The organism is Klebsiella sp. JN_Kp126 (assembly GCF_033843325.1).
Taxonomy (GTDB): Bacteria; Pseudomonadota; Gammaproteobacteria; order Enterobacterales; family Enterobacteriaceae; genus Klebsiella; species Klebsiella michiganensis.
Window position 1 is genome coordinate 40805 of record NZ_JAWXQV010000079.1, and the last position, 12689, is coordinate 53493.

The 12689-nt window shown below is 56.0% G+C and carries 16 protein-coding genes; 10 read left to right on the plus strand and 6 right to left on the minus strand.

The window, feature by feature from the left end; all coding sequences use genetic code 11:
- Positions 1–96: 96 nt before the first annotated feature.
- Positions 97–1281 (plus strand): CynX/NimT family MFS transporter, encoded by a 1185-nt coding sequence (locus SIK97_RS18945; RefSeq protein ID WP_049101339.1) that lies wholly within the window; start codon positions 97–99, stop codon positions 1279–1281.
- A 37-nt stretch (positions 1282–1318) separates the two neighbouring features.
- Here SIK97_RS18945 and SIK97_RS18950 read toward each other — a convergent pair whose 3' ends face one another.
- The gene (locus SIK97_RS18950; protein WP_025106945.1) at positions 1319–2011 is read right to left on the minus strand and encodes a CTP synthase; all 693 of its coding nucleotides are present in this window, start codon (positions 2009–2011) and stop codon (positions 1319–1321) included.
- Between the two features lie 162 nt (positions 2012–2173).
- Here SIK97_RS18950 and SIK97_RS18955 point away from each other — a divergent pair, with 162 nt between their 5' ends.
- Both SIK97_RS18955 and SIK97_RS18960 read left to right on the plus strand, forming a co-directional pair.
- The gene (locus SIK97_RS18955) at positions 2174–2683 is read left to right on the plus strand and encodes a DUF523 domain-containing protein (protein ID WP_049101338.1); all 510 of its coding nucleotides are present in this window, start codon (positions 2174–2176) and stop codon (positions 2681–2683) included.
- Complete coding sequence (locus tag SIK97_RS18960; RefSeq protein ID WP_014228940.1) at positions 2670–3014, plus strand: DUF488 domain-containing protein; 345 nt, start codon at positions 2670–2672, stop codon at positions 3012–3014. Before SIK97_RS18955 ends, SIK97_RS18960 begins: the two co-directional genes overlap by 14 nt.
- Here the strand turns inward: SIK97_RS18960 and SIK97_RS18965 are convergent.
- Complete coding sequence (locus tag SIK97_RS18965; protein WP_025106943.1) at positions 3009–3248, minus strand: DUF333 domain-containing protein; 240 nt, start codon at positions 3246–3248, stop codon at positions 3009–3011. The genes SIK97_RS18960 and SIK97_RS18965 overlap by 6 nt on opposite strands.
- Before the next feature lie 296 nt (positions 3249–3544).
- On the opposite strand from SIK97_RS18965, the gene SIK97_RS18970 reads away from it, so the two are divergent.
- The 4 genes from SIK97_RS18970 to SIK97_RS18980 all read left to right on the plus strand — a co-directional run bounded on the left by SIK97_RS18970 (position 3545) and on the right by SIK97_RS18980 (position 5057).
- Positions 3545–4558 carry a sensor domain-containing diguanylate cyclase gene (locus SIK97_RS18970; RefSeq protein ID WP_047724073.1) on the plus strand — a complete coding sequence of 338 codons (1014 nt, stop codon included), beginning with the start codon at positions 3545–3547 and terminating at the stop codon, positions 4556–4558.
- 57 nt (positions 4559–4615) lie between these two features.
- Positions 4616–4717, plus strand: coding sequence for a YoaK family small membrane protein (locus tag SIK97_RS18975; RefSeq protein ID WP_004101234.1), 102 nt, complete (start codon positions 4616–4618; stop codon positions 4715–4717).
- Positions 4717–4791, plus strand: coding sequence for a protein YoaJ (gene yoaJ / locus SIK97_RS29735; protein WP_100248259.1), 75 nt, complete (start codon positions 4717–4719; stop codon positions 4789–4791). The genes SIK97_RS18975 and yoaJ overlap by 1 nt, the downstream gene beginning before the upstream one ends.
- 140 nt (positions 4792–4931) lie before the next feature.
- Positions 4932–5057 (plus strand): hypothetical protein, encoded by a 126-nt coding sequence (locus tag SIK97_RS18980; protein ID WP_086074258.1) that lies wholly within the window; start codon positions 4932–4934, stop codon positions 5055–5057.
- Positions 5058–5105: 48 nt separating this feature from the next.
- Here the strand turns inward: SIK97_RS18980 and SIK97_RS18985 are convergent, their stop codons facing one another.
- The 4 genes from SIK97_RS18985 to SIK97_RS19000 form a co-directional block, all read right to left on the minus strand.
- Positions 5106–5369 carry a DUF2534 family protein gene (locus SIK97_RS18985; protein WP_004131510.1) on the minus strand — a complete coding sequence of 88 codons (264 nt, stop codon included), beginning with the start codon at positions 5367–5369 and terminating at the stop codon, positions 5106–5108.
- A gap of 129 nt (positions 5370–5498) precedes the next feature.
- On the minus strand, positions 5499–6137 hold the full coding sequence (gene leuE, locus SIK97_RS18990; RefSeq protein ID WP_025106941.1) for a leucine efflux protein LeuE: 639 nt from the start codon (positions 6135–6137) through the stop codon (positions 5499–5501).
- 90 nt (positions 6138–6227) lie between these two features.
- Positions 6228–7142, minus strand: coding sequence for a kdo(2)-lipid IV(A) palmitoleoyltransferase (gene lpxP, locus SIK97_RS18995; protein ID WP_004138325.1), 915 nt, complete (start codon positions 7140–7142; stop codon positions 6228–6230).
- A 543-nt stretch (positions 7143–7685) separates the two neighbouring features.
- Positions 7686–8474 (minus strand): class I SAM-dependent methyltransferase, encoded by a 789-nt coding sequence (locus tag SIK97_RS19000; protein WP_057173612.1) that lies wholly within the window; start codon positions 8472–8474, stop codon positions 7686–7688.
- Positions 8475–8732: 258 nt separating this feature from the next.
- Between SIK97_RS19000 and fecI the strand changes: the two genes are divergently transcribed.
- From fecI to fecA, 3 genes are all read left to right on the plus strand, one after another.
- Positions 8733–9254, plus strand: coding sequence for a ferric citrate uptake sigma factor FecI (gene fecI, locus SIK97_RS19005; protein WP_032749540.1), 522 nt, complete (start codon positions 8733–8735; stop codon positions 9252–9254).
- Entirely contained in the window at positions 9251–10198 is a 948-nt protein-coding gene (gene fecR / locus SIK97_RS19010) for a ferric citrate uptake sigma factor regulator FecR (RefSeq protein ID WP_025106939.1), read from the plus strand. The genes fecI and fecR overlap by 4 nt, the downstream gene beginning before the upstream one ends.
- Positions 10199–10295: 97 nt before the next feature.
- The gene (gene fecA, locus SIK97_RS19015) at positions 10296–12632 is read left to right on the plus strand and encodes a TonB-dependent Fe(3+) dicitrate receptor FecA (RefSeq protein ID WP_057173610.1); all 2337 of its coding nucleotides are present in this window, start codon (positions 10296–10298) and stop codon (positions 12630–12632) included.
- Positions 12633–12689: the final 57 nt, after the last annotated feature.

A 12689-nucleotide genomic window follows, 5' to 3' on the forward strand; every position in this document is an offset into this window, starting at 1 on the left:
TTGTCCGATTTTAGCGATAATCTGTCATTTTAGCTTGATTTAAACAGGCGGCAAACAGGCTATGGTAAGCGCCACGTATTCTTGTTTGAGATAGCCATGAATTCTGTTTCACCTTCTGCCAGCCGCCGTAATCTGCTATTGATTGCCGGTATTCTGCTTATCGCCACCACCTTGCGGGTCACCTTTACCGGCGCCGCGCCGCTGCTTGATGCCATTCGCAGCGAATATGGCCTTACCACCGCGCAAACCGGTCTGTTAACCACCCTGCCGCTGCTGGCCTTTGGCCTGGTCTCGCCGCTGGCGGCGGGTGTCGCCCGCCGATTCGGCATTGAACGTAGCCTGCTGCTGGCGATGATCCTGATTTGCCTCGGCGTGGGTCTGCGCTCCCTGCCCTTCGTCTCGCTGCTGTTTATCGGAACCGCGATTATCGGCTGCGGCATCGCCCTGGGAAACGTTCTGCTGCCCGGACTGATCAAACGTGACTTCTCGCAGCACGTCGCCAAAATGACCGGCGCTTACTCTCTCACCATGGGGGGCGCGGCGGCGCTGGGTTCGGCAATGGTCGTTCCGCTGGCGCTCGCCGGACTGGGCTGGCGCGGCGCGCTGTTGATGCTGATGGCATTTCCGCTGCTGGCGCTGTTTATCTGGCTACCGCAGGCGCGCAGGCAAGTCACCGCGCCGCTGACGGGGTCGGGCGCCATCCACAACCGCGGGATCTGGCGCTCGGCGCTGGCCTGGCAGGTGACGCTGTTTCTCGGGATTAACTCGCTGGTCTACTACGTCATCATCGGCTGGCTGCCCGCCATTTTGCAAAGCATAGGCTACAGCGAAGCGCAGGCGGGCTCCCTGCACGGGCTGCTCCAGTTGGCCACCGCGGCGCCGGGGCTGGCGATCCCGTTAATACTGCATCGGCTGAAAGATCAGCGCGGCATTGCGGTGCTGGTCGCCCTGATGTGTGCAGTCAGCGCGCTCGGTTTATGGTTTTTACCCGCTCAGGCGGTGCTGTGGACGCTTATCTTTGGCTTCGGTTCCGGCGCGACCATGATTCTGGGATTGACCTTTATCGGGCTGCGCGCCAGCTCGGCGCACCAGGCCGCCGCGCTGTCGGGAATGGCGCAGGCGGTGGGCTATCTGCTGGCCGCATGCGGGCCGCCGGTGATGGGAAAAATTCATGATGCCAACGGCGACTGGCATATCCCGCTGATCGCCGTGGCGCTGATTTCCGTTGCGATGGCGGTATTTGGCGCGCTGGCCGGTCGCGATCGGGAGATCAACGGCTAGCGATATCGACGCCCGGCAACCGCCGCCGGGCGTTCGCTCACTGACTTGCCGCGCGTAAAAACGCGTGAACCAGCGGCGCAGGTCTGCCTTCCAGCGCATTGCGCTCGTGCTGAAATAGCGTGGCGACAAAGAACGGATGCGTCACCAGTTCTACCGCCCGAATCTCACCGTCATCATCCCAGCCCGTAACCCGCAGGTCGCCCTGCTCCAGCTCGCGGGCAAAATCGCTGGCAATCCCGTAGCTGCAGTGGTAACCCTCTTCAATACTGTCGCGGCCATAGGCGCGAGAGATCAGCGTATTGGCCCGCAGTTCAATGTTGTCCGACTTTTCTACCAGCGAGCAGCTAAGCGGCGCGATAACCATCCGGCCTTCGGTATCGGTTTCCGCATGTGCGGCATCCCGCCAGCCCATAACGTTGCGCGCGTATTCGATAATCGCGTGCTGGAATCCTCCGCAGGTGCCAAGGAACGGAATGCTGTTTTCCCGCGCGTGGCGTATAGCGATAAACGCGCCTTCGGCGTTTTTATAGGGGCTGGCGGGAACCACCCAGATAGCATCGTAATCAGCGAGATCGTCAGCGGACTTTATTTCGCTGGTGGCCAGCCAGTCATAACGCAGCGGCAGCTCCAGTACGGCGGCGGCATCATCAATTGCCAGGGGAATCGCTTTATGGGCAACTACATCAGGGTTGTAATCACCAACCAGGGCAATACGCAGGGGGGAGTTCATAGCAGGATCCTTATGTCAGAGCGAATATCAGGCAACACAAGGAGCCTCAGGTTAGCGATCTCAACGGCAGAACACAATCCTTATTTTGTCTGCTTCTGAACGCGGGTAATTTAGTCTGACTGGCGCTATGGTATAGGGCAGACAAATCGCTATGGATGCATGATGAAGGACAAAATTTTGGTTAGCGCCTGCCTGATGGGCTTTCAGGTTCGCTATAACGGTAGTCACAAAGCCCGGCTGGCTAACGCGCTGTCTCGCTGGCAGAGCGAGGGGCGGCTGGTCACCCACTGCCCGGAGCTGGCTGCCGGATTGCCCATCCCCAGGCTACCGGCGGAAATCCTTGGCGCGCAGGGAGGGGATGTCATGCAAAACCGTGCGAAAATTGTTGAAAGTGACGGCCAGGACGTCACTGCGCGCTATCAGCTGGCCGCCTGGCTGGCGCTAAAAGCAGCGCAGGAGGAAGGCTGTACCGCAGCATTGCTCACCGACGGCAGCCCAACCTGCGGCAGTCAGTTTATCTATGATGGTACCTTTAACGGACAGCGCAAGCCCGGTGCCGGCGTTGCCGCCGCCCTGCTTCGCGAATACGGGATAACGGTATTTTCCGAGCAGCAGTTGCCGCAGCTGCTTGCCTGGATGGAACAGAGGGAGAGTGACGATGATTCAATGTAAACGGGTTTATGACCCGCAGGAAGCGAGCGACGGCTACCGGATACTGGTAGACCGCCTGTGGCCGCGCGGAATAAAAAAAGAGGCGCTGAATTACGATGAGTGGTGCAAAATCCTGGCGCCATCGACTGATTTGCGTAAGGCTTTTCACGGCGAGACGCTTGATTTTGCCCACTTTAGCCAGCGCTATCGCCAGGAGCTGGAAGCCCACCGCGATGAAGGCGAGCGCCTGGCCGCGCTTGCCAGGCAGCAGCCGCTGACGCTGCTCTACGCGGCGAAAAATACCCGGCAAAACCATGCCCAGGTGCTGGCTGACTGGCTGAAAGCGCTATGACTTAGCCGGATGATCGCGCCGCCAGAGCGCCCATTCATCTAACGTTTCACCACTGGGTAGCTTGCACTCGGTGCGCACGCCCTGCGGGCTTTGGACAGGAACCTGTTTCCCTCCCAGCTGCTGGCAGTATACCGAAGCCGGGTTAGCCATCCCTATCGGGTGTGCTTGCTGCGCCGGCTGACTCTGCGCGCATCCGGCAAGCGCCAGAGGTAGCATGACTATCATCCCCTTCATTTCCCCTCCTTAATCGATTAAAACGGTCTTTCACCCTGAATCTCCACGGTTTCTCCATTTTAGCTGCACTTTTGCATCGTAGAGTAGCCCTGTTCTCGAATTGACCAGAGAACAGATCATTCCATAATCAATGAGTTTTCCCCGTCGCCCCCGACGGGGCTTTTTTTCCCGCCGCGGATGCAGGTATTCTCCCCCCAGATGTGTTAAATTTTGTGTATCTCTGTTAATTCTGCGCTGATTGTTTTTTAGCATCATTTGCTGGTAGTGACGATTAGCATTCGGGAGCCGTATTTCTCATGTCCGATTTTATTCTCGCTCGCGTGTCGCAAACGCTCGCTAATGAACACTCCCTCGAAACCCTGGTGCGACAGCTGCTTGAGATGCTGGAGCTGGTTACCCGAATGGAATCTACCTACCTGACTCGTATCGACTTCGACGCGCAGCGCCAGCATATTATGTACGCGCACAACAGCAGCGAAATGCAGATCCCCGAAGGGTTCTCCGTCCCGTGGAACGACTCGCTGTGCAAACGCGCGCTGGACGACCGCTGCATTTTTAGCAACGATGTTGCCGAGCGCTGGCGTTCGTGTCTCGCCGCCCAGGATTTGGGGATCGCCACCTTTTTCAGCATTCCCGTGCGCCTGACCGACGGCTCATTATTCGGCACGCTGTGCGCCACCAGCCGGGCAAGACAGCCCTATAACATTGAGGGTGAGCAGGTGATGAATCTGTTTGCCAACCTCATCTCCCATTACGTTGAGAAAGAGACGCTGGTACAGCAGCTTCGGGCGGCTAACGTCGCGCTGGAGATGCATTCGTATACCGACGAGCTTACGGGTTTGCCGAATCGCCGCTCGCTGTTTAAGCATCTTGCCGCGCAGTTTTCGCAGGCCCGGGAACAGCAGCGCAGCGTGCTGCTGATTTTTATCGATCTCGATGATTTCAAAGCAATCAACGATCGATTCGGCCACCCGTGCGGCGACAGCTTTTTGATTCAGATCGGAGAACGCCTGGCCGCCCGCGTGCGCAGCGGCGATATTGTAGGTCGTCTCGGCGGCGATGAGTTTTTAATTGTCGGTCCGGGTCCCGATTCAGCCGACCAGCAGGAGTATATCGCCGCGTTACGTCAAGCGCTGGCGGGGATCTATTTCCTTGGCGAACACCGGATTAACTACCCCGGCGCCAGTTTTGGGGTGATTGAAGCCGACCCCTGGCAGATCGACGTAGAACTGGCGCTGCGCGCCGCCGATGAGGCGATGTATCAGGATAAGCAGTCTCGCCGTCAGGGGCATTTTTTTCATATTGACTAATCAACGGTGAAATCCCGTATCATAGTCGACACGACTCGCACTTACAGGGGCTCAATAATGAGACTGGGTATTCTATTTCCGGTGGCTATTTTTATCGTCGCCGTGGTTTTTCTGGGCTGGTTTTTTGTCGGCGGCTATGCGGCACCAGGCGGAGCGTAATGAAAAAAAGCACCATAATTATGCTTATTGTCGCCATCGTCGCCGTGGCGGGTACGCAATTGGGCTGGTGGTAAATCCAGGATTATTCGCGCGTCTTTCCGGCAAGGATTGCAGAATTATCTCATCTACTCAATAAGTTAAAAGCATACACTCACCTCATCAGCCGATAGCGCATGCCCGTTTTTGCGCACGGATTTAACTGGAGAAGTGAGAAATGAAAAAACCGATCGTGTTGCCGTTGATTCTCGCGCTTTGCACGCTGTTATCGGGATGTATTGTCGACCCAGGCTATCACCATCAACACCGCCATCATCATCATGACGACAGAGACTGGCGATAGCCGTGGAAACATAATAAGGCGAACTTCGGTTCGCCTTATTGCATGAAATTAGTCCCGGCGGTCGGAACCTAAAAAGAGGAAACCCAGCGGGATGGAAAACAGCAGCGTAAACACAATGCTGTAAACCGTGACCATCGCCCCCTGCAGGAAGAACATTGACGTCGTCCATTCTGAATACGGCATATTGTATTCACTCACCACGCCGCCAAAGGTGGCGCGCCCAACCACGATAAGCGCGATGGCAAAGATCGCCGCGATCGACAAAAAGAACTTCTTGCTGTTTTTATTGCTGGTGAGTTTCTGCAGAATCATCCGGGTTCCCTTTTTTCTGAGCGATAATCGGCTATATATGTAACACCAATGCAATAAAAATTGAAGGGATTTTGTTACGAGGCAGTGACAGTCACTATAGGGCCGGTCCCGCGTACCGGCCCCCAACGATTACGACTGGAGCGTCGCCAGACGGGCGGCAAAACCGACAAACACAAGGCCTATCAGACTGTTGCCGATTTTCGCCAGCTTCTTTTTCGTCTTCACGTAACGCGTGACGAAAGAGCCGGAGAGGATCAAAAAGCTCATATAGATGAAGCTGATTATCTCCAGGGTCAGCGCCAGAATAAAGAACGCCAGCCCGGGCGTTTTGGCGCTGACGTCAATAAACTGCACGAAGAATGAGACATAAAAAAGAATCGCTTTTGGATTCGTCAGGCTAAGGGTCAGCGAACGTTTGAGAATCGCGCTGCCCGGCTCGGAATCAGCAGACGAATGACCATCACGCTGGGTTAACACCGCGTAGAGCATCTTGCCGCCCATCCACAGCAGATAAATCGCCCCCAGGTAACGCACGATATTGAACAGCACCGGCGTAGTCTTGATGAGCGTCGCGACGCCGGCAAAAGCCAGAAACATCAGCACCGCATCGCCAATAAACACGCCTGCCGCCGCCAGATACCCTTTTTTAACGCCGTGGGCGATGCCGGTCTTGAGGACAAAAAAAGTATTCGGGCCGGGAACCAGGATGATAAAGATAGCGCCGACCAGATAGGTCAGGTAATTCAATACACCAAACTCAGCGAACACAACGCACTCCTTCGCTTACAACAAAAAATATGATCCCGCGCACGTTAACGCAACCGGGACCATTTTGAAAGCGCCGCGAGTGCGGAGGGCTTAATAGAGCGAAGTTTCGCCCAGCGGACGGGTTTTAAAGCGGCGGTGAACCCACAGGTATTGCTCCGGCGCGCGCAGGATCTCTTTCTCAATAACCTTGTTGATATAGCTTGCCGCATCCTGTTTATCTTCGCCAGGATAGTCGCTCATGACGTCGCTGATGTGCAGGCTATAACCTCTGCGGTCCGCTTTACGCACCATGCTGATGGTGAGCATTTTCGCGCCCGACAAACGAGAGAGTACGTAGGTACCGTTGGTCGTTGCTGCCTGCTGTACCGAGAAGAACGGAGCAAATACGCTCCCCTTCGGGCCGTAGTCCTGATCCGGCGCAAACCACACCGCTTCACCCGACTTTAAGGCATGTACCAGACCGGATAAATTACGACGGTCAATCATCGCCTTGTTCGAGCGCAAACGACCGCGCGTCTGCACCCACTCCATTAACGGGCTATTATGCGGACGGTAGGTCGCCATCATCGGACGACACAGCCCCATCGTACGGCCACCCAGTTCAAGCGACATAAAGTGGACGCCAACGACCATCACGCCTTTTTGTTCGCTCAGAGCATTATTGAGATTGACCATACCTTCCACGTCAAACCATTTCTTAACACGCTCATCGCTCCAGAACCATGCCATCCCTGTTTCAATCAGACCCATCCCTAGCGACATGAAGTTCTGTTCGATAAGCTTTTCGCGCGCCGCGGGCGACATGGTGGGAAAGCAAAGTTCGAGATTGCGTCTGGCGATATGCTCACGGCGTTTCAGGAAGCGCCGGGATGCGCGACCGGCGCTGGTACCGATAAGATGCAAGACGGGATAAGGAAGCTGGACGATGAGCCAGAGCACGCCCAGGCCAAACCAGGTCCCCCAATTACGGGGATGAAGAAGTTTTTTATTAAAAGCGTAAGACATGTTTTTTCCTGTAAACATTAGAACATGAGGTAACGCTTAAGGAAAAAACGAGTCCCTTCATCTGTCATTAGGCGGTACGTGTAGCAGTTCAGACAATAATAATCCTGGTAAATTCACTCCGGCAAGTAAAAAAGGAGGCCAACAGAAAAAAACACAATACCAGCACACCTGTAACAAAATGTAAATAAAAAAGTGAATAATAAACCTCAAATATCCACCGCAAGAATGATTAACGCGCTAATCATTCAACATAAAGTATGCGTCTTTTCCAACCAGAACGTCGCTATGGTAACCCGCAGGCCGCAGCTGAAGCCGCGTCGAGGTACGGCTGCATCCAGTTGAGGTCGGGGTAGCCTCTGCTTTCTGTTATCCTTTTCACAACGTTTGCGGACAGGCTATTCCTTTATCTTCCATAAGCCTCACTGACATAAAATAGCAATATTAAAAATGAGTGTCAGAGAAATGACTAAAATAAGAATCAGCTTATTTTACTTTCCTGACAATAATTAATATTTATCGACAATTATCCATATCGCCGGTGGGTTATTTCAGACTTTTTACCTCCGTTGCTTTAACAGAACAGCAGGCAATAAAGTTCAAATGCCTTTTATGACGTTGAAAAAAACGCAACATAGATAAAAATCTCGGACGATTCTCGCGCTTCAACAAACCATTGCCGACAATTTTTAGCGCCTGTTTAAAACCTTCATCTTTCATCAACCCTCGCGGCGACATCAGCGACATCGGTCCATGATGAATGCTTACGGCGTCAAAGCCGGTCCGTTGGAAAAGCGTCTGCCAGGCGGCGGCGCTCAGCGGGCTGACGTGGGATTTCACCACCCCCTGCAGCTGCCGCCGGGCGTCCTCTCCCAGCGCATCCTGCGTATACATGATATCGTGCGTCAGCAAACGACCGCCGGGCTTAAGAACGCGAAAATATTCCGCCACCAGTTTCTCTTTGGCTTTATCCGCATACATGGTGAGCATCGCTTCATTTATCACCATATCAAACGTTGCATCGGCAAATGGCAGCCGAGCGGCATTCGCCTCCATCACTATCACCCGATGATCCACACCTTCGCGAACGATATTTTGCCGGGCTTTCGCCAGCGAGTCTTTATCCATATCGATGGCGTAAACGCTGCAGCGAAAACGCTGCGCCAGCTCAATAGAGGTTGTCCCCATATTACAGGCTACCTCCAGAACTTTACTGTCGGCGGTAAAACCCGCCTGCTGAAATAGCCACTCTGTGGCTTCAATGCCGCCGGGGCGTAAGCGGGTTTTCCCCAGGCTTGCCAAAAACGTATGTCCGGCTTTTTCGCTTGCGTTCATTTGTCTCTCCTCACTCCCTATAAGATGCATTATAAATACAACATTAAGGTTAAGGAGGGAATAATGATAATGAATTTTATTTGCATTAAGAATAAAGGGAAAGAAATGATGCAATGAAGGGAAAAATCTATTCAATATTTAACAATAACTTATCGTTACTATGGGTCTGTATGGCCCTTATCCCTGTCGCGCTTATTGAAATGATAACCATTCTCATATTAACATATACCGTATTGATCAACTCTCCTGAACCTGGCTATGTCACCTTCTTCCGCCATCGCCTCTCCGCTGACGCTTGCCTCGCTCTATAGCGACCATCATGGCTGGCTGAAAAAATGGCTTACCCATAAGCTGCAATCCGCTTATGACGCCGACGACGTAGCGCAGGACACCTTTGTCCGAATTATGGCCGGCGAGTCGCTGTTGACGATTCGCGATCCAAAATCTTTTCTCTGCACGATTGCTAAACGGGTGATGATCGACCTGTTCCGCCGCAACGCCCTGGAGCGCGCCTGGCTCGACATGCTCTCTCAGCTACCGCCAGAGCTCTCTCCCTCACCGGAGCTACGGCAGAGCCAGCTCGAACTGTTACAGCAGATTGATGCCATGCTGGACGGGCTTAACGCAAAAGCCCGGGAAGCGTTTTTGCTCTCGCAGCTTGAAGGGCTGACCTACGCCGATATCGCCAGCCGCCTGGCGGTTTCCATCAGTTCGGTTAAGAAATATATCGCGAAAGCCACCGAGCACTGCCTGCTGTTCCGTCTGGAGAATGGCCTGTGAAACCGACGCTAAGCGAATCCCGTCGTCAGGCGCTGCGTTCCGCCTCGCACTGGTACGCGGTCCTCAGCGATGGGCGCGTCAGTCCGCAGCAGGAGGCCCGCTGGCAGCAGTGGTATGAGCAAAACAACGAAAATCAGTGGGCGTGGCAGCAGGTAGAAAACCTGCGTCAGCAGATGGGGCAACTGCCGGGCGGGCTGGCCAGCCGTGCTCTTCACGATAGCCGTCTGGCGCGTCGCCACGTGCTGAAAGGGCTGATGCTTTTGCTGGCGGCCGGAGGCAGCTGGCGGCTCTGGGAGTCCGAGCTGGCGGAGGGCCTCCGCGCCGACTACCGGACGGCGAAAGGGATACCGCGCCCGCAGCGGCTTGCCGACGGTTCGCTGCTGACGCTGAATAGCGAAAGTGCCGCCGACGTCCGTTTTGACGCGCGGCAGCGCATGGTTCATTTACGCTACGGCGAAATCGCCATCAGGACCGCTCACGACAGCCGGCAGCGGCCTTTCCGGGTGCAAACGCGGGAAGGCACTCTCACCGCGCTCGGGACCGAATTCACCGTCCGTCAGTTTGCCGGCGGCACCCGGCTGGCGGTACAGCAGCATGCCGTAGAAGTGGTTTTACCGTCCGGCAGCGCCCAACGCGTTAACGCCGGGGAAAGCCTGTGGTTTACCCGCGATCGCTTCGCCGCCCTGGTTAAGCTCAACGGCGGCGAGGATAGCTGGATCCGGGGCGTGCTGACCTTCCACGACGCCCCGCTGAGCGAAGTGGTCGAAACCCTCGCCCGCTATCGCTCCGGGGTGCTGCGCTGCGATCCCGCCGTGGCCGATTTACGCCTGAGCGGCACCTTTCCGCTGGGCGACCCTGATGCCATTCTGCAGGTTATCGCGCAAACGCTGCCGATTACATTGCGGTCTGTCACCCGCTACTGGGTCACGCTCGTTCCGGCCTGAGAAAAAAAATCGAAAAAATTCTCATTCTCTATTGTCCCTTTTCCCCTGCTCGTTCGACTTATCTGATGAATATAACCAAAACGATGGTGGAGAAGAGATGACGCCTTTACGCGTTTTACGCAAACCGATGCCTCTGGTGATGGCAATCCGTTTAAGCCTGCTGCCGCTAGCGGGGCTGGCTGCCGCGCCGGTATTCGCCGCCGCGCAGTATGATATTGCCGCCGGGGAGTTAGATCACGCCCTGAACCAATATGCCGCCCGCAGCGGTATCACGCTTTCCGCCGACGCCAGCCTGACGCGCGGCAAGCATAGCCCGGGCCTGCACGGCAGCTTTGAAACCGAAGAGGGTTTACGCAGGCTGCTGAACGGCAGCGGATTACGGCTCAAGCCGCTGGGCAAGAACGTCTGGACCCTGGAGCTGGATCCCGCGCCCGTCACTGCAGAATCCACCCTCACCGTCGTCGGGGACTGGCTTGGCGACGCGCGCGAAAATGATGTCTTTGAGCACGCCGGCGCCCGCGACGTGATCCGTCGGGAGGATTTCGCCAAAACCGGCGCCGCCACGATGCGCGAAGTGCTGAACCGGATCCCCGGCGTCAACGCGCCGGAAAATACCGGCACCGGCAGTCACGACCTGGCGATGAACTTCGGTATTCGTGGCCTCAACCCGCGGCTTGCCAGCCGTTCCACGGTGCTGATGGACGGTATCCCGGTTCCCTTTGCCCCCTACGGCCAGCCGCAGCTTTCGCTGGCGCCGGTCTCGCTCGGCAATATGGACGCCATCGATGTCGTGCGCGGCGGCGGCGCGGTACGCTACGGACCGCAGAGCGTCGGCGGCGTGGTGAACTTCGTCACCCGCGCCATCCCCGAGGATTTTGGCATTCAGGGCGGCATTGAAGGGCAGCTCAGCCCCACCTCTTCGCAAAACAACCCGAAAGAGACGCATAACCTCGCGATCGGCGGCACGGCGGACAACGGTTTCGGATCCGCCCTGCTTTACTCCGGCACCCGGGGCAGCGACTGGCGCGAACACAGCGCCACGCGGATTGATGATGTGATGCTGAAAAGCAAATACGCGCCCAACGAAGTCCATACCTTTAACAGCCTGCTGCAATACTATGACGGCGAAGCCGATATGCCCGGCGGCCTCTCCCGCGCCGACTACAACGCCGACCGCTGGCAGTCTACGCGTCCTTATGACCGCTTTTGGGGGCGCCGCCAGCTCGCCAGCCTCGGCTACCAGTACCAGCCGGATGCGCAGCATAAATTTAATATTCAGGGGTTCTATACCCATACCCTGCGCAGCGGCTACCTGGAACAGGGTAAGCGCATTACCCTCTCCCCGCGCGAATATTGGGTCCGCGGCATCGAGCCGCGCTACAGCCAAAGCTTTATGATCGGCCCATCCGCCCACGAAGTCGGCGTCGGCTATCGCTACGTCAACGAATCGACCCACGAGATGCGTTACTACACCGCGACCACCAGCGGCGAGCTGCCCAGCACCGCCAGCCCGTACGATCGCGATACCCGTTCCGGCACCGAAGCCCACGCCTGGTATATCGACGATCGCGTGGATATCGGCAACTGGACGATTACGCCAGGTATGCGCTTTGAGCACATTGAGTCTTATCAGGACAATAATCTGCTGGGCACCCGCGAACGGGTCAGCTATAACGCCCCGCTCCCGGCGCTGAATGTTCTTTATCACCTCACCGACAGCTGGAATCTTTATGCCAACACAGAAGGCTCATTCGGCACCGTACAGTACAGCCAGATTGGCAAGGCTGTGCAAAGCGGCAATGTGGAACCGGAAAAAGCGCGAACCTGGGAAGTCGGCACCCGCTACGATGACGGCGCGCTGACCGCAGAGATGGGGCTGTTCCTGATTAACTTCAACAATCAGTACGATTCCAACCAGACCAATGACACGGTCACCGCCCGGGGTAAAACGCGTCATAGCGGCCTGGAAGCGCAAACCCGTTACGCCCTCGGCGAGCTTTCACCCGCGCTTGATAATCTCTCTGTCTACGCCAGCTATGCGTACGTCAATGCTGAAATCCGCGAGAAAGGCGACACCTACGGTAACCAGGTTCCCTTCTCGCCGAAGCACAAAGGCACCTTTGGTGTCGATTACAAGCCCGGCAGCTGGACGTTTAACCTCAACGGCGACTTCCAGTCGAGCCAGTTTGCCGATAACGCCAATACCGTTGCCGAAAGCGCCGATGGCAGCACCGGCCGCATTCCCGGCTATATGCTGTGGGGCGCTCGCGTGGCCTATGACTTTGGCCCGCAGATGGCCAATCTCAACCTCGCGCTGGGGGTGAAAAACATCTTCGACCATGCGTATTACACCCGCTCGTACGACGATAACAACAAAGGGCTTTACGCCGGTCAGCCGCGCACGCTGTACCTGCAAGGATCAATGAAGTTCTGATGATAGAGCGTTGCCGGACAGCGCTATTCGCGCCCTGTCCGGCAAGCTGGAGTGAAT